The sequence below is a fragment of the Nocardia sp. NRRL S-836 genome, assembly GCF_001279525.1.
In the GTDB taxonomy this organism is placed as follows: Bacteria; Actinomycetota; Actinomycetes; order Mycobacteriales; family Pseudonocardiaceae; genus Lentzea.
The window spans coordinates 26,700-47,876 of sequence record NZ_LGDY01000115.1; the positions used below are offsets into that span (position 1 = coordinate 26,700).

Consider the following 21,177-nt stretch of genomic DNA (forward strand, 5'->3'; position numbering starts at 1 on the left):
TTTCGAACAAGCGTGTGGTCGGCCGGGCGGGTGCGTGCGACCCGGTGTCCACAGTGGAGGTCACCGGCGGCCGCCGTGGGAGCGCGACCGCCGTGGAACCAGCCGTCCGGGTGGTTCCACGGCGGCTCGACGACGACTCGACCCGGCCTCCACCAGGAGCGGGGCGTTTTTGTCGGTGCCGTTTAGTAACGTCCCACCCATGAACGCTGGGGACCGGATTCAGGAGCTCGCCGCCCGCCTCTTCGAGCTGCGCGACGCGTACTACCAGGGCGAGCCGCTGGTGGCCGACGCCGAGTACGACGCGCTGGAGGACGAGTTCCGCGGGCTGCTGGCCGAACACCCCGAGCTGACGCCGGAGGACAACCCGCTCGACTCGGTCGGCGCGCCCGCGGTGCTGCACGCGCCGGTGCGCCACTCGCGGCCCATGCTGTCGCTGGAGAAGGCGAACAAGCCCGAGCAGGTCGAGGCGTTCTTCGGCCGGTTCCCCGGTCAGCCGGTGGTGGTGATGCCGAAGCTGGACGGGCTGTCGCTGGCGCTGGTGTACGAGAACGGGCGGCTGGCGCGCGCGGTCACGCGGGGCGACGGCACGACGGGCGACGACGTCACGTACCTGACGCGGGCGCTGACCGACGGCGTGCCGGACCGGGTGGACGCGCCGGGCCGGGTCGAGGTGCGCGGTGAGTGCGTCATGCTCCGGTCCACTTTCGACGCTTACAACAAGAAGAACCCCGACAAGCCGTTGATCAACCCGCGCAACGCGGCCGCGGGCACGTTGCGAGCCAAGGACCCCAAGGCCGTCGAGGGCCGGCGCATGCAGTTCTTCGCGTTCGACCTGACGACCGAGCCGGAGAGCGCCGACTCCGATCTGGACGCCGGTCTGCGCAAGCTCGGCTTCAGCGTCGCCGAGATGCGGCACTGCAAGACGGCCGCCGAGGCGCAGGAGGTCATCGAGTCGATCGAACGGCAGCGCAACGAGCTCGACTACGACCTCGACGGCGCGGTGCTGCGCCTGTCCGACCGCGACGCGTTCGCCGCCGCCGGTACCCGGTCCAGCTCACCGCGCGGCGCGATCGCCTACAAGTTCGCGGCCGAGGAGAAGACGACGGTGCTCGCCGACGTCGTCTGGGACGTCGGCAAAACCGGCAAGATCGCCCCCGTCGCCTGGCTGGAGCCGGTGTTCGTCGGCGGCACGACCGTCACCCGCGCGACCCTGGCCAACCAGGAGGTCATCCGCGCCCGCAACATCAAGATCGGTGACACGGTCCTGATCCGCCGCGCGGGCGACGTGATCCCGTTCGTGGCGGGCGTGCTCGACGCCTCGAAGCGCACCGGCGACGAACGCGAGATCGTGCCCCCGACCGAGTGCCCGTCGTGCTCACAGCCGCTGACCGAGCAGGGCAACAGCCGTGAGCTGTTCTGCACGAACTCCGCCTGCCCCGCGCAGACCGTCCGCCGCCTCATCCACTGGTCCTCCCGCGCCGCCGCCGACATCGACGCCATCGGCCAGGTGTGGATCGAACGCCTCGCCGAGACCGGCGACCTGGTCAACCCGTCCGACTTCTACACCCTCACCAAGGAACGCCTCCTGGAGTTCGACCGGGTGGGCGAGGTCTCCGCCACCCGCATGATCGAGTCGATCGACCGCAGCCGCACCGTCGGCCTGCGCCGCGCCCTCATCGGCCTGGCCATCCCGATGGCGTCGGAGGGCACCGCCGCCCGCCTGTGCCGCGCGGGCTTCGCCTCCCTGGAGGAGGTCGCCGACGCGGGCGTCGACGACCTGGTCGCGGTGGACGACATCGGCGCCAAGGTCGCCGAGTCTCTCACCCACCACCTCACCCGCCTGCGCCCCGAGATCGAACGCCTCCGCGCCCGCGGCGTGAACCTCGACGTCCGCGACGAGGACCTCCCACCCGTGGTCGCCGCCGGCGCCCCGCTCGAAGGCAAGTCCGTCGTCATCACCGGCTCCCTCTCCGACCCCCGCTCCGGCGAGAAGGTCGCCCGCCCCACCTTCCAGCGCATGTGCGAGAAGGCCGGCGCCACCGCCGCCTCCTCGGTCTCGGCGAACACCGACCTGCTCATCACGGGCGCGGACGTCGGCGCGAGCAAGCTGACGAAGGCGGAGAAGCTCGGCGTGGAGGTCGTGGACCAGGGCGAGATCTGGGCGAAGCTGATCGCGGCGGGCATCGCCTAGCGGCGGTGCCCTGAGAGGTCGCGAACGTCCCACACGCAGTCGGCTGATTCTGGAATGAAATGAGGGAGGCCTCCGGGTTCGGTGTGGATTGCAACATCGACGCCAGCGACCAGGAGGCGCTCGATTACTCACGCTGACGCACCGGTGACCCAACCGGGCCGCCTGTGCCTGGTGCCCTCGGCCGTGCACCGGGTCCTGACCCGCTACGGCCTGGCCCGGCGTCGGCGGTGTCGTGTGCCGCAACGGTTCGTGCTGCTCGGCACCCGACGTCGACGCGGGCACGACGCACTGAGCCGCCACCGCTGCCCGTCGTCCCGCCGTCCCGTAGGCGGCAACGGCTCATTTGCCGCCACGCAGAGCACGACAGGTTCTAGGCTCCGGATGTAGATCTTGGTCTCATCTCTTGCCGAGGAGTGGTACGTGGCGGATTTGGCGCAGGCGCTGGAGTCGGTGGAGCAGCTCACCGCGGGGTGGCGTGCCATGGTGCTGGATCGGGACGCGAACGCCGACGTGCGCGACCTGCCCGGCGTCGCGGTCCGGTGGGCGGACTGCCGGTTCCCGTTCTGGAACTGCGTCACGCTGACCGAACCCGGAGTCGACGCCGACCTGCTCGCGCGGCGCTTCGCCGAGGCCGCGGACGTCATGCGCGCCAAGGAGAAGGCCGGGTTCCTGTGGGTGTTCGAGGACCTCGCCGAGGGTGCCGACCTCGACGAGCTGGCCAGCCGCGCCGGCCTGGAGTACGCGTTTTCCGGTACCGGGATGGCGGGCGACCTGCTGCCGATCCCGGAGCCCTCGCATCCGGAGCTGACGTTCGAGCGGGTGACGACCGACGACCAGCTGCTGGCGTATGCGGACATCAACTCACGCGCGTACGGGTTCGAGATCGAGGCCGGCCGTGACGGCATCGGCGGGTCGGCGCTGTGGAAGAGCGGCGTGCACGCGTACCTGGGCCTCCGCGACGGTGTGCCGGTGACGTGCGCGGGCGCGGTGGAGACGGCCGGGCGGCTGTTCGTGGTGCTGGTGGCCACCGAACCGGGGTGGGAGCGCAGGGGCTACGGCGAGACGGTGACCCGCAAGGCGTTGTACGAGGCGTGGCGCGCGACGGGGATCACCCGTGCCACGTTGCACGCCACGGCCGCCGGAGCACCGGTCTACCCCCGCATCGGTTTCGAGGCGAACTCGCCGTTGCGGTTCTACGCCCTGAAGAGCTGACGGGCAGGAGCAGGCCGCCGCAGTCCGGCAGTCCGTGCGGTCAACGGGCCGAGTCCGCGGCCGAGGCGCTTGGCCGCAAAAGTCGCACGCGACCGCTCCACCTGGGACGGTTCCGCCCGCGTCACCGGCGCGGTGTGACCAGACCGGACTCGTAGGCGATCACCACGAGCTGCGCGCGGTCGCGGGCGTGCAGCTTCGTCATCGCGCGGTTGACGTGGGTCTTGGCGGTCAGCGGGCTGATCACCATCCGCGCGGCTATCTCGTCGTTCGACAGGCCCTGCGCGACCAGCAGCACGGCTTCCTGCTCGCGGGTGGTGAGGTCGCGCAGGCCGTGCGGGTTGAGCTGCGGCTGGTTGACGTACCGGTCGATCAGCCTGCGCGTGATCGACGGCGCGAGCAGGGCGTCGCCGCGTGCGGCCACCCTGACCGAGTGCAGGAAGTCCTCGGGTTGTACGTCCTTCACCAGGAACCCGGCCGCACCGGCCCGCAGTGCCTCGAACACGTACTCGTCGAGGCCGTAGTTGGTGAGGATGACGACGTGCACGCCGGTGAGCGCGGGGTCGGCCGCGATGCGGCGGGTGGCTTCGATGCCGTCGACCTCGGGCATCTGGACGTCCACCAGCGCGATGTCCGGCAGGTGGGTGCGCGCCTGCTCGACGCACGCGGCGCCGTCGGCGGCCTCCGCCACGACCGTGATGTCGTCCTCCGCCTGCAACAACGCGCGGAAGCCGCTGCGGATGAGTGGCTGGTCGTCGGCCAGCAGCACGCGGATCACGGTTGCACCACCGGGAGCTCGGCGTGGACGCGGAAGCCGCCGCCGGTGCGCGGTGCGGCGTCCAGGCGGCCGCCCAGCGCGGTGACGCGTTCGCGCATTCCTTGCAGGCCAACGCCAGGGATGCCGCTCGGGGTGGCGGTGCCATCGTCGTCGACGCGGATGACGAGCGCGTCGGGGCGGTGGTCGATGTGGACGGTGGCGGTCGCGGCCTGGGCGTGGCGGGCGACGTTCGTCAGCGACTCCTGCACGATCCGGTACGCGGTCCGGTCGACGGCGGCCGGGAGGTCGTCGCAGCGGCCCTCGACGGTCAGGCGGGCGTCGAGCCCGGCGGTCTTGGCGCGGTGCACGAGGTCGGGGACGTCGTCCAGGCCGTGGTAGTCGGTGTCGTCGCGCAGGGCCTCCAGCGTGGCGCGGAGCTCGCGCGTGGCCTCGCGGCTGGCGTCGCGGATGGCGACCAGGGCGTCGGGCACGTCCTCGCCGCGTTTCCGGGCGAGGTGGACGGCGACCTCGGCCTGCAGCTTGATCACCGAGATCTGGTGGGTGAGCGAGTCGTGCAGCTCGCGGGCGATGTGGAGGCGTTCCTCGCCGGCCCGGCGCAGCGCGGTCTCCTCGCGGGTGCGTTCGGCCTCGTCGGCGCGTTTCTCCGCCTGCCGCAACGCTTCCCCCGCCGCGGCGGCCGCGACCAGCCAGGCGATCTGCAGCACGTCACGGCCCTGCGCGAACGCCTCGGCGGTCGACAGGTCCCGCGGCGACAGCAGCACGGCCAGGGGGAGTGCGGCCACCATCAGCACCGACCCGGCGATCGTGACGACGTGGTGGCCCGCGCGCATCGTGGCGTAGACGGCGAACAGGAACGCGATCACCGGCACGTCGAACCCGGCTGCCTGGTAGCCGAGCGCGGTCAGGCCGGTGGCGGCCAGGACGGCGCGCGGGTGGCTGCGGCGTGCCACGAGGGCGAGCCCGCTCGCGGCCAGCAACGCGTAGCCGAGCGGTTCGAGGGTCGCGACCGGCCGGCCGACGCCCGCGACCACGAGGCTCGCCGCCACCCCGGCCGCGATCGCCCAGTCCGTCCACCGCCTGGTCATGGGTGCACCCTAGCCGGGTGTTCGCGCTGGTAGATCCCGCACCGGGAGGACTTCTCGGCTACTGCGGACGTGGTAGTCGGGTGTCTGTGCGCGGAGGACGACGCGCGGTGGCCGCCGCGTCCATGCTCTGGCTTCCGAACCAAGGGGAGGCAGACATGGTCCTGGCACAAATCGCCGACACCTACGGCATGACGGCGGGCCGCACGTGGTCGCTCGTCGGCAGCGCACTCGGTCTGGCCGGTGTGGTGCTCGCACTCGTCGGCCGCCGGTTCACGCTGATCGCGGTGGGCGCGGGCCTGGCGGGCGCGGTGGTCGGTGCGCTCGTGGTGGCGTTCGCGAAGGGCGGTCCGGGCACCGGCTACGGCATCGTCGGCGGCTACGTGTCGCTGGTGGTGGGCCTGGCCGCGGTGGTCGTCGGCCTGCTCAGGCGTAGAGGCGTTCGGGCTGCTGGACCGTCCGCCGGGTGACCAGCCCCGCCGCGCCGCGCACCACCGCGAACTCGCCGAGCGGGGAGGCGATCAGCCGGGTGTGCCGCTCGCCGCCGGCGAGCACGCGGATGTCCATTTCGGACCGGATCGCGACGCTGAGGTGCTCGTGCAGCACGGCATAGCTGCCGCCGAGCACGACGGTCGGCACGTCGAAGAGGTTCATCAGCGTCGCCAGCCCCACACCGAGCGCCCGCCCGGCCTCGCGGACCGCAGTCCGTGCGCGTTCATCGGTCCGGAGGGCTTCCGCGAGGTCGTCGAGGTGCGTGCGCCCGGCGTCGCGCAACATGACGTCGAGCCCGGCGTACCGCTCCACGCACCCACGGCTGCCGCAGGTGCACTCGACCCCGTCGCGTTCGATCACGACGTGCCCGAGCTCGCCCGCGAACCCGCTGACACCGCGGTACACCTCGCCCGCCAGCACCACACCGGCGCCAATGCCGACGTCGGCGGTGACGTGCACGAAGTCCTCACCCGCCAGGTGCTTCGGCCACAGGTGGGCGAGGGCGGCGAGGTTCGCCTCGTTGTCGAGCTCGACCTCGCGACCCAGCCGACTGCTGAGCTGGGCGGCCAGGTCCTCGCCGACGAGGTTGGGCAGGTTCGGCGCCCTCACGACGGTGCCGTCGTGCACGACACCGGGCACCGCGAGCCCGACACCGAGCACCGCCCGGTCCCCGGTGAACTGCTCGACCAGCCCCACGACTCGACCGAGCACCTCGTTCGCGGTGGCCCTGCGGTTGTCGGCGTGGACGCGGTGCCGGTGCACGGTGTCGCCGTCGAGCCCGAGCACCTCGACCGCGAGGTGCTCGACGTTGACCTCCACACCGATCGCCACCGGACCCGCCGGGTGGAAGCGCAACGGCTTGGACGGCCGGCCCACGCCGGTCAGCGTCGCGGGCTCCTCGACCAGGACACCGTTGGCCAGCAACGGTTCCGTGAGGTTCGACAACGTCGCCTTGGTGAGCCCGGTGCGGGCCGCGAGATCGGCCCGCGAACCCGGTTTGTCGACGAGTGCGAGCAGGACGGTCCGCAGGTTGCCGAGGCGTACCTGCCGCAGGTGGTCGACGGTGGTCATCGGCACCAGTATCGCTGCGCGCGCACGACGGTGCTTGGGCGCATCCCGGTGCTTGCGCGCACGGCGGTGTTTGGGGGCGGTGCGGTGCTTGCGCGCGTTGGGCCGATTGCGTGCACGGCGGTGCTTACACGGACTGCGCTGCTCGCGCGCGCGGCGGTGCTTGCGCGCGTTGGGCTGCTTGTGGGCGTTGCGGTGCCCGCGCATACAGAGGTTCTTGGGCGAGTGGCGGTGCGTGCGCGCACGGCGGTCTGCGCGCTGACCCCAGTGCTTGCGCGCACGGCGGTCTGTGCGCCGACCCCAGTGCTTGCGCGCACGCTAACCCGTGCGCGCGTGGCGAAGCTTGCGCGCGAGTCGGCGCCCGCGCGGCTTGCGCGCGAGGCGATTCCCAGGCGTGTGGTGGTGCGTGCCCGCACGGCGAGCCTCGCGCCGACTTCGGTGTTTGCACGCATGTCAGCCCGTGCGCGCATGTCGGTGCTTACGCGTGTGCCGGTGCGTGCGCGCGTAGGGCTGCTTGCGCGCACGGCGATGCTTGCGCGCGTTGGGCCGTTTGCGCACACGGCGGTGCGTGCGGGCGTTGTACTGCTTGCGCGCGTAGGGCCGCTTGCGCGCGCGGCGGTGCTTGCGCGCGTTGGGTCGTTTGCGCGGGTTGCGGTGTATGCGCGTGCCGCAGTTCTAGCGTGGGAGTCGGTGCTTGCGCGCATCGCGCTCCTCGCGGGCGTTGCCGTACCCGCGCTCACAGAGGCTCCCAAGCATGCGGTGGTCCGTGCGCGCACGGAAGTCCGTGCGCGCACCGCAAACCACCCACCTATGGCGGGCGTCACCGGCTCACGTACTTCTGCGCGGCATCGGCATACCGCTCCCGAACCCCGCCAACCGCCGCCGTCTCGTACACATGGGCCTCGCCGTGCGACCACTCGGGCGGCTGCTCGCCACCCGTCAGGACCCACGCCGCCTGCCGGGCCGCACCGTCGGCCACGTACTCGCCCGGTTCGGGCACGGTGACGGGCACGCCGAACACCGTCGGCGCGATCTCCCGCACTGCCGGTGACGCGGCCGCGCCGCCCACGAGTCGTACGCCGGTCACGTCCGCGCCCTGGGCGGCCAGGGCGTCGAGTCCGACGGCCAGGCCGCACAGCATGCCCTCGACGGCTGCCCGCGCGATGTTCGCCGGGGTGGCGTTCGCGAGGGTCAGGCCGTGCAACGCGCCGGTCGCGTCCGGGAGGTTCGGCGTGCGTTCGCCCTCCAGGTACGGCACCAGCACCAGGCCCTCCGCGCCCGCCGGGGCGGACAGTGCGAGCTCGGAGAGGCGGGCCAGGTCGACGCCCAGCATCCGGGCGGTCGCGTCCAGCACGCGGGCGGCGTTCAGCGTGCACGCCAGGGGCAGGTAGCGGCCGGTGGCGTCGGCGAAGCCCGCCACGATTCCGGACGGGTCCTCCGCGCGCACGTCGCTCGTCGCCGTCACCACGCCGGAGGTGCCCAGCGAGACCACGACGTCGTTGCCCGCGGACACGCCGAGCATCGCCGCGGCGTTGTCACCGGCGCCCGCGCCGACGCGCAGGTGGCCGGCCGCGACCGACTCGGCGGGGGCGAGGACGCGGGGGAGGTGCACGTCAGCGCGGCCGAAGCCGCGTTCGAGGAGGTCCGTCACGTACTCGTTCGCCGTCGAGTCGAAGTAGCCGGTGCCCGAGGCGTCCGAGCGGTCGGTGACCAGGTCGGCGAGGTCGCCGGTGCCGCGCAGCCGCCACGTCAGCCAGTCGTGCGGCAGGCAGACGGCGGCGGTGCGCTTGGCGTTGGCCGGTTCGTGCTGGGCGAGCCAGCGCAGTTTCGTGATCGTGAACGACGCGACCGGGACCAGCCCGATCCGCGCCGCCCACTGCTGCGCACCCAGCTCGGCGGTCAGGTCCGCTGCCGCGGCGGCGGACCTGGTGTCGTTCCACAGCAAGGCGTCCCGCACGACCTCGCCGTCCTCGTCGAGGCACACCATCCCGTGCTGCTGCCCCGCGACGCTCAGCGCGGCCACGTCGTCGAGACCGCCGGCCTGCGCCACGGCCTCCTCGTACGCCCGCCACCAGTGCGACGGGTGCACCGACGTGCCGTCGGGGTGCGCGGCCCGGCCCTCGCGCACGAGGCGCCCGGTCTCCACGTCCCTGACCACGACCTTGCACGACTGCGTCGACGAGTCGACCCCCGCCACGAGCGTCATGTCAGCGCGCTCCCATGAGGTGCTCCAGCGCCAGCTGGTTGAGCTGCACGAAGCCGAACCCGCGCTCGGCGGCCTTGTCCGGGTCGAACGACTCGGCCAGCAGCTCGTCGTAGCCCTCGCCGTCGTTCAGCGTCGGCTGGCTCAGCTCGGGGACACCGGCCTTGGCCAGCGCCTCCTGCACCTCCGGGTCGCTGCGGAACGCCGCCGCACGCTCCTTGAGCAGCAGGTAGGTCCGCATGTTCGCCTTGACCGAGTCCCACACGCCGGTGAAGTCCTCGGTGCGCGACGGCTTGTAGTCGAAGTGCCGCGGGCCCTCGTAGCCGGCCGTCTCCAGCAGGTCCACCAGCGCGAACGCGTTCATCAGGTCGCCGTGGCCGAACACGAGGTCCTGGTCGTACTTGATGCTGCGCTGACCGTTGAGGTCGATGTGGAACAGCTTGCCGTGCCACAGCGCCTGCGCGATGCCGTGCACGAAGTTCAGGCCCGCCATCTGCTCGTGCCCGACCTCGGGGTTGAGCCCGACCAGCTCCGGCTTGTCCAGCGACGTGATGAACGCCAGCGCGTGCCCGACCGTCGGCAGCAGGATGTCGCCGCGGGGCTCGTTCGGCTTCGGCTCGATCGCGAACTTGATGTCGTAGCCGCGGTCGGTGACGAACTGCGTCAGCAGGTTCAGCGCCTCGCGGTAGCGGTCGAGCGCGGCCCGCACGTCCTTCGCGGTGTCGTACTCGGAGCCCTCACGGCCGCCCCACAGCACGTACGTCTGCGCGCCGAGCTCCGCGGCCAGCTCGACGTTGCGCAGCACCTTGTGCAGGGCGTACCGGCGCACGCCGCGGTCGTTGCTGGTGAAGCCGCCGTCCTTGAAGACCGGGTGGGTGAAGAGGTTCGTGGTGACCATCGGGATGGTCAGCCCGGTGTCCTTCAGGGCGGTCTGCAGCCGGCCGACCTGCTGGTCGCGGTTGCTGGAGTCGAACAGGTCGTCGTCGTGGAACGACATGCCCCACGCGCCGAGCTCGGCCAGCTTGTGCACCGCCTCGACCACGTCCAGTGCCGGTCGGGTGGCCTCGCCGAACGGGTCACGGCCCGGCCAGCCGATGGTCCACAGGCCGAAGGAGAACTTGTCCGCCGGGGTGGGCGTGCTCATGATGCACCCTTTCGTTCAAAGCTTGAACTTAGTGCTGACCGTACGACGCCGACGCCGTGATCGCAATATTCGGTTTCACGCCCGTGACACGGCTCTTACACTCACGATCACCATCACCGAGCGAGGGGAGTACGGCCGTGCGCATCCGCACCGCTCCCCGCTATGACGTGATCCTTGTGTCTTCGCGCCCCGGCTGCCCGCTGCGCGCCGGGCACCGGTAGTCCGCGACGACCCTCCTCCACGGCACGTGACTCTTCGTGCCGCCCGGGGTCTCGTCGGCCGCATCGCGCCGACCGCACGACCGAGACCACCCGAAAGGCACCGCGCCATGCGCGCCATCCGCAACATCGGCATCCTGGCCCACGTCGACGCCGGCAAGACGACGCTGACCGAACGCGTCCTGTTCGTCACCGGCACCACCTACCGGCGTGGCGAGGTGCACGACGGCACGACCGTCACCGACTTCGACCCGCAGGAGCGCGACCGCGGCATCACGATCTTCGCCGCGGCCGTGAGCTGCACGTGGGACGACCACCGGATCAACCTGATCGACACACCGGGGCACGTCGACTTCGCCGACGAGGTCGAACGGGCGCTGCGCGTGCTCGACGGGGCGGTCGTGGCGTTCGACGGGGTCGCCGGGGTGGAGCCGCAGAGCGAGTCGGTGTGGTGGCAGGCCGACCGGTACGGCGTGCCGCGGATCGCGTTCGTCAACAAGCTCGACCGGGCGGGCGCGGACCTGGACGCGGCCGTCGAGTCGATCAGGACGCGCCTGGGCACCACACCGCTGGTCGTCCAGCTGCCGATCGGCCGGGAGGACGGCTTCCGCGGGGTCGTCGACCTGGTCGGGATGCGCGCGTACGTCTGGACCGACCGGTGCGAGGAAATCCCTGTGCCGCAAGAAGCCCACGCCCACCGGCGGCAGCTGGAGGAAACCGTCGCCGAGCTGCACCCCGGTGCACTGGAGGAGTTCTGCACGAAGAACGAGCTCACCGACGAGACGCTCAGAAACGCCCTGCGCGATCTGACCCACGCGAACAAGGCGACGGTCGTGCTGTGCGGTAGCGCGTACAGGAACCGCGGCATCGAACCGTTGCTGGACGCGGTCGTGGCCTACCTGCCGTCCCCTGTGGACGTACGGCCGATCGAGGGCGTGGACGGGCAACGACGACGAGCGGATCCGGAGGAACCGTTCGCCGCGCTGGCGTTCAAGGTGAACTCGACCGCGACGGGCCGGCTGACCTCCGTGCGCGTCTACTCGGGCACCCTCCACAAGGGAGACACGGTGCTCGTGAACGGACGGACCGAACGCGTCGCACGGATCCTGCGGGTCCACGCCGACCTGCACACGCCGATCGACACCGCGACCGCCGGTGACATCGTGGCCCTGGTGGGGCTGAAGTACACGCGTACCGGGGCGACCCTGTGCGCGCCCGACGCCCCGTTGGTGCTCGAAGAGCCGGTCACGCAGGACCCGGTCGTCTCGGTGGCGGTGGAGGCCAGGTCCGCCGCCGACACCGAACGGCTGACCCGGGCGCTGGCCCACCTCACCGAGGAGGACCCGTCGCTGAAGGTCACGACCGACCGGGAGACCGATCAGCTGCTGCTCGCCGGCCTCGGTGAGCTGCACCTGGAGGTGGCGGTGGAGAAGGTGCGCCGGACCCACCGCGTCGAGGTCGTGACGGGACGGCCGAAGGTCGCCTACCGCGAGACGGTCGAACGGGGTGTGGCCGGGTTCGTCTACCGGCACGTGAAGCAGGACGGGGGTGCCGGGCAGTTCGCGCACGTCGTCCTCGACACCGAACCCGCCGACACCTTCGAGTTCCGCTCGGCGGTGACCGGCGGCCGGGTGCCGCAGGAGTTCGTCAGGGCGGTCGAGCAGGGCTGCCGGGACGCGCTGGCCGAGGGACCGCTCGGGTTCCCGGTGGTGGGCGTGCGCGTGACGCTCACCGACGGGTCCACGCACGTCAAGGACTCCAGCGAGCTGGCCTTCCGCACGGCGGGCCGCCTCGGGCTCCGCGACGCGCTGCGCCAGGGCGTCATGACCAAGCTCGAACCGGTCGCCGAGGTCACGGTCACCACTCCGGAGGAGTTCGTCGGCGGCGTGTTCGGGGACCTGGCGTCCCGGCGCGGCCACGTCCTGGGCTCCACGACCAGGGCCGGCATGGCGGTGGTGACGGCGAGCGTGCCGCTGGCGGAGATGTTCGGCTACGTGACGAGGTTGCGCAGCCGGACGCAGGGCCGCGGCACGTTCACCAGCCGCCCCACCGGCTATGCCCCGGCCTGAGCGGGAACGGGCCCGCCCGCGCACCGGCGCGGGCGGGCCTATGCTCGATCGAATGTTGATCGGACCGGCTCCGCACGACCGGCTGCACGTCATGTCGTTCAACCTGCGTTACGCCTCGAACGCCGAACCGAACTCGTGGGCCGCCAGACGGCCTGTCGTGGCACGGCTGCTGGGCGAGGAGCAGCCCACGGTCCTCGGCACCCAGGAGGGCCTGTACGGGCAGGTCAAGGACGTCGCGCACGACCTGCCCGACCGGTACGACTGGATCGGCGTCGGCCGGGCGGGCGGCAGCCACGACGAGTTCGTCGCGATCTTCTTCGACACCACCCGGCTCGACCCGCTGGCGTTCGACCACCACTGGCTGTCGGACACGCCGAACGTGATCGGCTCGCGGTCGTGGGGCAACACCGTCGTCCGGATCGTCACGTGGGTCCGGTTCGCCGACGTCCGCACCGGCGCGCAGTTCGTCGTCGTGAACACGCACCTCGACCACGAGTCGGAGAACGCACGCCTGCGCAGCGCCGAGCTGATCCGCGACCGGATCAACGCCCAGACGCTGCCGGTCGTCCTCACCGGCGACTTCAACGACGCCGCCGGCTCGCCGACCTACAAGACCCTCGGTCTCGACGACACCTGGAACGGTCACCGCATCACGCCCGCCCACGGCACGTGGCACGGCTACCAGCCGCCGGTTCCGGACGGTCCGCGGATCGACTGGATCATGACCCGCGGCGCCACGACCGAGGCCGCCGCGATCAACACCTACGCCGAGAACGGCCAGTACCCGTCCGACCACCTGCCGGTGCAGGCGCTGCTGCGGATCGGCTGACCTCCGGCGAGGCGGTGCGGCACTCCGCCTTCCAGGGTCGAACACGGCTCAGCTCGACCGACAAGTGGTCTGAACCACTACGGTGCCCGTATGCGCCTGAAAACAGTGATCGCGTCCGCGCTGGTGGCGGTCTCGCTCGGCTCCGGAGCAGCGGCGGCGGCCGCTCCGGCGAGCCACGAGTGCGCCACCCCGTCCATCGACCGCTACCAGCAGTGGCTGGCCAGCGGCGAGGGCACGACCGTGCCCGCGACCGGCAGCATCCTCGTCCCCGAGGGGCGCCACCGGTACGCGGCGAAGATCAAGTTTGTGAACCCCGAGTGGCACGTCATGGTGCTCTGGCTGGGCAACCGGTTCGAGGCCCAGGCGGACCTGTTGCGCTCCCGAGGGTTCCTGATGACCTACAGCGCCACCGACGACCTCTACGTCCAGCTGCGGCCCGCGTCGGACTGGAGCGGTGGCGCCAAGTGGCTCACCAGGATCCCGTCCACGCACGGCAAGGTCGTGTCGCGCTTCTTCAGCTTCCACCCCGACCGGTGGACGACCCTGCCCGAGCTCGGTGCGCCCTCCTACCCGCTGTCCGAGGCGCTGGACGACGCCCGCGGGCTGGTGTTCGTCGGGAAGACGCCGAACGACCTGGTGGTCAAGGGCCTGCGGGTCGACGGCTACCGGCCACCGTGCGTCTACTGACAGCGTGATCGGAACCGGGTACGTTCCCGCGACGTGAGAGCGTTCCCAGCAGTCCTGGTCGTGGCCATCACCGTCGCGCTGGCGGCACCCACGAGCGCGGCGGTGCGGGACGACACCGGCTCGGTCGACCCGTCGCGGGCCTCCAGGCTGCCGCGGAACACGGGATCAGTCCCGGGTTTGAGTGTTTCCTGTTCTGTGTCTGCGGTGAAACAGATCGGCCGGGCCTACCGCAACGACACCGTGCTGCCCGCACCGCCGTCACCACGGTGTCCCGCCAATGCTCGCAGGCCCGCTGTCGACGACGATCAGCTTGTCACCCAAGAAGTCGTCCACGTCGGGGCTCATCCACGACTCACCCCGCCGAGCACGATGGAACCTGAACGTGCCGTTCGTGCTGTTCGCTCCCACAATGCACCGCACCGCGACAGGCTCGGGCAGCGCGCGGACGAGCCGCACGACCTCCAAGGCAAAGCCCAACCCGTGGCGCAACATCACCACCTGGTCCGCCTCACTGATCACAGGCTCGTCCTCCAGTGATCCAACCTCGACGGGCACTACGTCATCCAGGTGGAAGCTGCTCGTGGCGCACTCCCATGCGGTCAGATCCGGTCCGCCCGAGCGGGGCGCCGGAACACGGGCGGCATGCCGGGCGAAGGCCAGAGCCGAGCCGTGACGAACGATGCCTTCGGCAACCAACTCACGCAGTTCTGGTGCCAACTCTGCCGCTGGCACGGCGCACACCAGCCCTGCCTGCCCCAGTGCTTCGATCGCCACCTCGTTCATCCGAATGTTGAGCACGGAGCAGAGCCTGTCAGGACCAGGCCAAGATCAGAACGAGTTTGCGCAGGCAGATGATCGAGCAGGCAAGACCGAGCATGGCCTGATGGACGTCGGCTCGTCGTTCGGTGCGCACGCGGAGTCGTCGGAAGCCTGTGAGCCAGGCGAAGGTGCGTTCGACTGGCCAGCGGACTGTGCCCAGGCCGGAGCCGTGGTCGACGCCGCGGCGGGCGATGACGGGTGTGATGCCGCGGGCTCGGACCAGGCGGCGGTGCTTGTCGTGGTCGTAGTCGCGGTCGGCGACGTGGTTCGCCGACCATCCCGCGGATCGGTGGGATGGCGTCGATGAGTGGGATCAGCTGGGTGACGTCGTGGCGGTGCTCACCGGTGGATGTGACGGCCAGTGGGACGCCGCCCGCGTCGGTGATCAGGTGGTGCACGACGCCGCCGGTCTCGCGGCCGCGATGGGCGGTGCCGACGCCGCGACCGCACGCCTCGACGCGTTCTTCCACCGCGCCGACGGCTCGTGGGCCACCGGCGGTGACCCGCTGCGCTACGACCCGACCAACGAGCCGGGCATCCACACCCCGTGGCTCTACAACGAGTTCGGCCGGCCGGAGAAGACGCAGGAGACCGTGCGCGCCATGGCCTCGCTGGTCTACCGCACCGGCCCGGCCGGCCTGCCCGGCAACGACGACCTCGGCACGATGTCGGCCTGGTACGTCTTCGCCGCGCTCGGCCTGTACCCGCGCACGCCCAGCAGCGCCGAGCTGCACCTGTCCAGCCCGATGTTCCCGCGGGCGCGCATCGCCTCGCGCGGCATCACGGTCGTGGCGCCGCGGCCGTCCGGTGTCCACATCGACGCGGTGCGCTGGAACGGCCGCGCGGTCGACCGGCCGTGGCTGCCGGAGTCGTTCGTGCGGCATGGCGGAAAACTGGTCGTGACGGCACGCTGACCTGGTACCAATGCGACTTGTGCGGGAACCGAGAGAGCTGAACTCGTTCACCGGTGATGCCGGCAACGTCGTGCAGGTGGGCGGGTCCGTCCACGGCGACATCACCATCGGCGCTCCCGCACGACCCGGCCCGCACGCCGCGGCGGCCCGGCCGTACCTCCTGCTGGAGACCGGCGAGGTGGTCGGGCGGGCGGAGCTGCGCCACGCCGTCGACGAGTTCCTCACCGGGCCCGGCGGGGGAGTGCTGCTGCTGATCGGTGTCCCCGGCATCGGCAAGAGCGCACTGGCCTGGGACGCGTGGAAACGCCACCGCGGCACCGGCGCACGGCAGTTCTGGTACTCGTTCTACGACGGCCGCGGCGTCGGCAGCTTCGCCGCGATGCTGCCGGAGCTGGCCCGGTTCCTGGACCTGCCGGACACCGCCGGTGTCGACGCCGTCCTCGACGCCGTGGCGGAGGAGGAGGTCCTGCTCTTCCTCGACGGGATCGAACGCTGCCTGCGCTGCTACCAGCGCCCGCTCGGCGCGGTCGACGACGCCGGCGATGGCGGTGGCGGTGGCGGTGGCGGTGGCGACGGGCTGTGGCACGACACCGAGCTCGGCTTCGCCTCCGACGACGCGCTGCGGTTCTTCCAGCAGCTGACCGACCTGCCCGCGGGCAGGGTCGTGGCGACCTCGCGGGTCGTGCCCGCCGAGTACTTCGCGAGCGGCGGCGCCCTGCGGGCCGGTGTGACGAGCCACGTCGTCGGCCCGCTGCCGCCCGGTGACGGCAGCGCGTTGCTCGACCGGGTCGGCAGCCCGCTCACGCCCGCCGACGCGGCCATGGCGGCGTCGGTGCTCGGTGGTCACCCGCTCGCGTTGCAGCTGCTCGCCCGCCAGGTCCACCGGTCGTTGCGACCCCGGCAGACGCTGCCGCAGTGGCTGGCCCAGGAGGGTTATCTGGCCGCGGAGGGTGCCGGGCCGCGGCAGATCCGCGACCGGCTGTTCGTGCGCGCGGCCACGGCGCTGTCGGCGCCCGCGTGCCTGCTGCTCGCCGCCACGGCCGTGCTGGGCGGTTCGGCCGACCTGCCGACCCTGCGGGCGGCCGGCCCGGCCGGGCTGACCGACGACGAGTTCCACCGGGCGGTGCGGGAGGTCGTCGCCTCCGGGCTCGCCGTGACGACCGGTGACGAGCTCGGCTGCCACCCGCTGACCGGATCCGCCGCGACCGCCCAGCTCACGCCCGGCGCGACCACCGGGCTGGTGCGCTCGCTCAGCTCCACGTTGCGCGGCCGGTTCACCGGGATCGACGCGTGGGGTGCCGGGTACGCCGGGTGGTACGCCACGGCGGACGTGTCGGACCGGGCAGAGGCGATGGCGTTGTGCCGCGCGCTGGTGCGACTCGGCGAGTGGCAGGCGGCGGCCGAGCTGTACGAGGAACAGCTCGACGCGCCCGTGCGGCTGGTGCTCGGGGCCAACTTCGAGGCCGTGGAGCTCCTGAGCGCGCTCGTCGCCGGGCTGGCGGCCGAACCGGGGGAGATCACGCCGGACCGGCTGCGGCCGTCGCTGGCCCACCACCTGCTGATGATCGGGCGGGTCGAACAGGCCGCGCGCGAGCTGGACGAGATCACCGACGACCCGCTGGACCACGCCGTGCTGCTCGTGCGGTCCGCGATCGCGGTGCACCGCGGCGACCTCGCGGGAGCGTTGGAGCACGGGCTGACGGCGGTGCACGCGGCTCGGCGGCGGCTCGCCGCCGCGGTCCAGAAGCCCGAGCCCGACCTCTTCGGACCGCCGGTGCCGCACCCGCGGGTGCGGCCGTCGGGCGACCAGGTCGAGGCACTGGTCCGGTGCGCCGAGGTGCTGGTGCTCGCCGGGCAGACCGCCGGGGCGGCCCGGTTGCTCGTGGAGGGCCTGGCGGTGTGGCAGCGGGCCCACTCGCACTGCGCGGCGTGCCGTGGCCTGGTGCTCAGGGCGGCCGCCGCCGTGTTCGCGGTGTCCGGTGACGAGGACGCGGCCCGTGCCGCAGCGGTGGAGGGCCGCGCGTTGCAGGTCGACGGCGGCAAGACCCTGCAGGGTCTGTTCTCCGACGTGATCGTGGCGATGCGGATGCCGCACCTGGTGGCGTACCTGCCCGCAGCACTGGGCGACGCCGGTTTCGTGCTGTACCAGTCGCTGCTGCGAGAACCCGGCGCGGTGGGCGGCCCGTTGCCCGACGACCTGGTGCACCGGGCGATCGCCTGGACCGGCGGCGAGCCGGACGACGTGCCGGAACGACTCGCCGAACTGGCCGCCGGCGTCGAGGTGCGGGTGTCGTCGCCGCGGAACGCCCTGGAGGTCGACCCGTGCGACCCGCGGGCCCGCCGTGAGCTCGCGGCGCTGGCGGTCCGCGCAGGGCAGCCCGCCTTGGCGCTCGACCACCTCGCGTGGCTGGTCGACCTGAGCCCGGACGGCTGCGACCTGGCCGTGGAGCTGGTGACCGGGCCGGGACCGCTCGCCGACGGCGTGCGCGAGCTGCTGCTGAACGGCAGCGACCCGCTCGCCGCGGTCGACGCGGTGATCGTGCTGGAGACCAAGCTCGGCGACGACGCCGCCGCGGCCCGCTGGCGGACCACCCGCCGGGAACTGGTGCGCGCCTCCCTGCCGGACTTCTGGTGAGCTACTCCTTCGCCGCGACGAGCGCCTGCGGTGCGGCCTGCTTGATCCGCGTCGTCAGCCACGCCAGCTGCCGCTGGGTCTCCGGCTCGCACGAGCTGACCACGTCGAGCAGCTCGCGGTCGCGCAACGCCTGCGCCGCCTGGTTCACGACGGTCCAGGTGATGTCGGTGAACGACGCCAGCGCGTAGAGGTCCTGCAGGTCGCGCAACAGGCCGACACCACCCGTGCGGGTGTCCGTGAACTCCGCCGCGTGCAGGCGTTCCGGTTCGTCCTCGCGGTGCTCGCCGTAGCGTTCGACGACCGGCGCCAGGTGCTCGGCCTGGCCGTCGGCACGACCGGCCAGCACCTCGCACATCTGCCGCACGTCGGGTTCCTCGCCGTGCCCGGCAGCGACCTCGCGGAACGCGCCGGCCAGCGTGCGCAGCGAGGAGTGGAGCAGGCCGAGGTAGGTCGCCAGGTGCATGGTCACACCTTCCTGATCCGCACGGCGCTGATCTTGAACACCGGCTGCTTGGACACCGGGTCCCAGGTGGTGCGGGTCAGCTCGTTCGCGGCCTGGAACCCGTAGTGGAACGGCACGAACACGACGCCGGGACGGCACCGTCCGATCCGGACCGGAACCTCGATCGCACCACGCTCGGACTCCACGCACACGAGGTCCCCCTCGGCCAAGCCGAGGGCGTCGGCGTCGGCGGAAGAGACTTCGACCCAAGGGTCGGGCGCGGCCTGCTGCAGCTTCGGTGCCCGGCCCGTCTTGGTGCGGGTGTGGAAGTGGTAGACCGAACGCCCGGTCGTGCACAGCAACGGGTAGTCGTCGCTGAGCTGCTCCGGCGCGGGGGTGTACTCGACCGCCTTGAGGAACGCGCGGCCGTCGGGCCGCCGCGCCCGGTACTCGACGGGCGTCACGGACGCGCCGGTCAGCAGGTCGTGGCCGAAGTCCTCGCAGTGGTCGGCCGCGGTGGGGAAGTGGCTGTCGGCGTAGAGCCGTTCCTTGCCACCCCACGGGATTCCGCCCTCGCGCAGCTTCGCGTAGGACAGCTCGGTGTAGTCGCACGGGCGGCCGCGGCTGCACTCGCGCCACGCGTCGAACGCGCCCTCCGCGTCCTTCCACTTGATCAACGGCGCCCCGTCGCGGTCGCGGAAGTCCATGCGTCGCGCGTAGTCCAGGAAGATGTCCAGGTCGCTGCGCGCCTCGCCGGGTGGCTGCACGGCCTGCTCCGACAGGTGCACGACACGGGTGGCGTTGGTGAACGTGCCCTGCTTCTCGCCCCACAGCGCGGCGGGCAGCACCACGTCGGCCAGCTCGGTCGTCTCGGTCGGGAAACCGTCCTGCACCACCACGAACAGGTCGTCCCTGCGCAGGATGTCCCTGATCCGCGCCAGTTCCGGCAACGACACCGCCGGGTTCGTCGCGGAGATCCACAGGAACCTGATGGAGCCCTGCTCGGCATAGCGCCAGATCTGCATCGCGTGCGTCGGCGGCGCCCAGTGCGGGATGACCAGCGGGTCGACGTTCCACAGCCGGGCGAGCTGCTCGACGTGCTCGGGGTTGTCCCAGTTGCGGAAGCCGGGCAGGTCGCCGTTCGCGCCGCACTCGCGGGTGTTCTGCGCGGTCGGCTGGCCGTTCATCTGCAGCACGCCGCTGCCCGGCCGCCCGATCAGGCCGCGCAGCAGGTGCAGGTTGTTGACCTGGCACGACGCTGCGGTGGCCTGGTGCGACTGGTAGAAGCCCTGCAGCACGGTCGACAGCACGCGGCCGGTCGTGCCGAAGATCTCGGCGGCCCTGAGCAGGTCGGCTGGGGAGATCCCGCAGATCCGCGCCACGTGCTCCGGGGTGTAGGGCTCGACGGTCGCCTTGAGCTCCTCGAACCCGAGCGTGTGCGCGGCCACGTAGTCGTGGTCGACCCAGTCGTGCTCGATCACCGCGCGCACCAGGCCGTTCAACAGCGCCTGGTTGGTACCGGGCAACGGCGCCAGGTGCACGTCCGCCCGTTCCGCCACCGGCGTGCGGCGCGGGTCCACGACGACCAGCCGCGGCCGGTCGGGGCCGTCCAGCCGGTCCAGCACCCGTGCCCACAGCACCGTCTGCGTGGCGGCCATGTTGTGCCCGAACAGGAACAGCGCGTCGGTCAGGTCCACGTCGGCGTGGCAGGCGGGCTGGCCGTCCGAGCCGAAGGTCTCCTTGAGCGCCGCCGCGGCCGTCGCCGTGCACAGCCGGGTGTTGCCGTCCATGTGCGGCGTGCCGATCCCGGCCTTCCCGATCACGCCGAGCGTGTAGTACTCCTCCAGGAACAGCTGCCCGCTGGTGTAGAAACCGTGCGACAGCGGCCCGGACTCGGCCAGCAGCTCCCGCGAGCGGCGCACGACCTCGCCCATCGCGGTGTCCCAGTCGGTCTCGACCAGCTCACCGCCGCGGCGGATCCGTGGTCGCGTGAGGCGGTCGGTGCGGTGGGCCTGCCACGAGCCGTACAGCCCCTTGGGGCCGAGCCGGCCACGGTTCACCGGGTCGTCGGCCCGGCCGCGCACCCCGACCATCCGGCCGTCCTTGACCGCGATGTCGCAGCCGCAACCGTTGCTGCACAGCACGCACGCCGACGGGACCCAGCGGTCCACATCGGACTCGGTGACACCGTCCGCGAGCTCCAGGTCGACCCTGGCCGGCCAGTCGGACCCACGTCCGTGCGGAGTGCGTGGTCCCCAAACGTCGGCGATCCGGTTCACGACACAGCGGTACCCGGCCCTGACCGGCCGAAACAGCGGACATCGCTGACAAACCGGGCGTGAAGTACCCGGACCCGGTGTGCGGCAAACCCACACCCTCGGGTGTTTGTCCCGCTGC

16 protein-coding genes and 1 pseudogene are annotated in these 21,177 nt (G+C 71.9%); 8 read left to right on the forward strand and 9 right to left on the reverse strand.

Annotated elements, in window-relative coordinates; all coding sequences use genetic code 11:
* Positions 1-199: 199 nt before the first annotated feature.
* Both ligA and ADL03_RS29365 read left to right on the forward strand, forming a co-directional pair.
* Positions 200-2,191 carry an NAD-dependent DNA ligase LigA gene (gene ligA / locus ADL03_RS29360; protein WP_053736817.1) on the forward strand — a complete coding sequence of 664 codons (1,992 nt, stop codon included), beginning with the start codon at positions 200-202 and terminating at the stop codon, positions 2,189-2,191.
* Between the two features lie 420 nt (positions 2,192-2,611).
* Positions 2,612-3,403, forward strand: a complete 792-nt coding sequence (locus ADL03_RS29365; RefSeq protein ID WP_053736818.1) for a GNAT family N-acetyltransferase — start codon at positions 2,612-2,614, stop codon at positions 3,401-3,403.
* Positions 3,404-3,524: 121 nt separating this feature from the next.
* Here the strand turns inward: ADL03_RS29365 and ADL03_RS29370 are convergent, their stop codons facing one another.
* Positions 3,525-4,178, reverse strand: a complete 654-nt coding sequence (locus ADL03_RS29370) for a response regulator transcription factor (RefSeq protein ID WP_053736819.1) — start codon at positions 4,176-4,178, stop codon at positions 3,525-3,527.
* Positions 4,175-5,263, reverse strand: coding sequence for a sensor histidine kinase (locus ADL03_RS29375; RefSeq protein WP_053736820.1), 1,089 nt, complete (start codon positions 5,261-5,263; stop codon positions 4,175-4,177). Before ADL03_RS29375 ends, ADL03_RS29370 begins: the two co-directional genes overlap by 4 nt.
* Positions 5,264-5,418: 155 nt before the next feature.
* Between ADL03_RS29375 and ADL03_RS29380 the strand changes: the two genes are divergently transcribed.
* Entirely contained in the window at positions 5,419-5,730 is a 312-nt protein-coding gene (locus tag ADL03_RS29380; RefSeq protein WP_053736853.1) for a DUF6223 family protein, read from the forward strand.
* Here ADL03_RS29380 and ADL03_RS29385 read toward each other — a convergent pair.
* From ADL03_RS29385 to xylA, 3 genes are all read right to left on the reverse strand, one after another.
* Positions 5,687-6,823, reverse strand: coding sequence for an ROK family protein (locus ADL03_RS29385; protein WP_053736821.1), 1,137 nt, complete (start codon positions 6,821-6,823; stop codon positions 5,687-5,689). The genes ADL03_RS29380 and ADL03_RS29385 overlap by 44 nt on opposite strands.
* A gap of 817 nt (positions 6,824-7,640) precedes the next feature.
* Positions 7,641-9,026: a xylulokinase gene (gene xylB / locus ADL03_RS29390; RefSeq protein ID WP_053736822.1), complete on the reverse strand. Its 1,386-nt coding sequence runs from the start codon at positions 9,024-9,026 to the stop codon at positions 7,641-7,643.
* A 1-nt stretch (position 9,027) separates the two neighbouring features.
* Positions 9,028-10,167: a xylose isomerase gene (gene xylA / locus ADL03_RS29395; protein ID WP_053736823.1), complete on the reverse strand. Its 1,140-nt coding sequence runs from the start codon at positions 10,165-10,167 to the stop codon at positions 9,028-9,030.
* Between the two features lie 328 nt (positions 10,168-10,495).
* On the opposite strand from xylA, the gene fusA reads away from it, so the two are divergent.
* The 3 genes from fusA to ADL03_RS29410 all read left to right on the forward strand — a co-directional run bounded on the left by fusA (position 10,496) and on the right by ADL03_RS29410 (position 13,970).
* A complete protein-coding gene (fusA, locus tag ADL03_RS29400) occupies positions 10,496-12,454 on the forward strand; it encodes an elongation factor G (RefSeq protein ID WP_053736824.1) in 1,959 nt (652 codons plus the stop codon).
* 52 nt (positions 12,455-12,506) lie between these two features.
* On the forward strand, positions 12,507-13,283 hold the full coding sequence (locus ADL03_RS29405) for an endonuclease/exonuclease/phosphatase family protein (RefSeq protein ID WP_197288741.1): 777 nt from the start codon (positions 12,507-12,509) through the stop codon (positions 13,281-13,283).
* A 90-nt stretch (positions 13,284-13,373) separates the two neighbouring features.
* Positions 13,374-13,970: a hypothetical protein gene (locus ADL03_RS29410; protein ID WP_053736826.1), complete on the forward strand. Its 597-nt coding sequence runs from the start codon at positions 13,374-13,376 to the stop codon at positions 13,968-13,970.
* A gap of 258 nt (positions 13,971-14,228) precedes the next feature.
* Here ADL03_RS29410 and ADL03_RS29415 read toward each other — a convergent pair whose 3' ends face one another.
* Both ADL03_RS29415 and ADL03_RS45900 read right to left on the reverse strand, forming a co-directional pair.
* Positions 14,229-14,768, reverse strand: a complete 540-nt coding sequence (locus tag ADL03_RS29415) for a hypothetical protein (protein ID WP_197288742.1) — start codon at positions 14,766-14,768, stop codon at positions 14,229-14,231.
* Positions 14,769-14,781: 13 nt separating this feature from the next.
* Positions 14,782-15,235, reverse strand: a pseudogene (locus ADL03_RS45900) (transposase); the annotation flags it as partial.
* Between ADL03_RS45900 and ADL03_RS29420 the strand changes: the two are divergent.
* Positions 15,212-15,703 (forward strand): glycoside hydrolase domain-containing protein, encoded by a 492-nt coding sequence (locus tag ADL03_RS29420; protein WP_082373578.1) that lies wholly within the window; start codon positions 15,212-15,214, stop codon positions 15,701-15,703. The pseudogene ADL03_RS45900 and the gene ADL03_RS29420 sit on opposite strands and share 24 nt — an antisense overlap.
* A gap of 19 nt (positions 15,704-15,722) precedes the next feature.
* Positions 15,723-18,338: an ATP-binding protein gene (locus ADL03_RS29425; protein ID WP_053736828.1), complete on the forward strand. Its 2,616-nt coding sequence runs from the start codon at positions 15,723-15,725 to the stop codon at positions 18,336-18,338.
* Position 18,339: 1 nt separating this feature from the next.
* Here the strand turns inward: ADL03_RS29425 and ADL03_RS29430 are convergent, their stop codons facing one another.
* A complete protein-coding gene (locus ADL03_RS29430; RefSeq protein WP_053736855.1) occupies positions 18,340-18,801 on the reverse strand; it encodes a hypothetical protein in 462 nt (153 codons plus the stop codon).
* A gap of 2 nt (positions 18,802-18,803) precedes the next feature.
* The gene (locus tag ADL03_RS29435; protein ID WP_053736829.1) at positions 18,804-21,059 is read right to left on the reverse strand and encodes a molybdopterin oxidoreductase family protein; all 2,256 of its coding nucleotides are present in this window, start codon (positions 21,057-21,059) and stop codon (positions 18,804-18,806) included.
* Positions 21,060-21,177 lie beyond the last annotated feature (118 nt).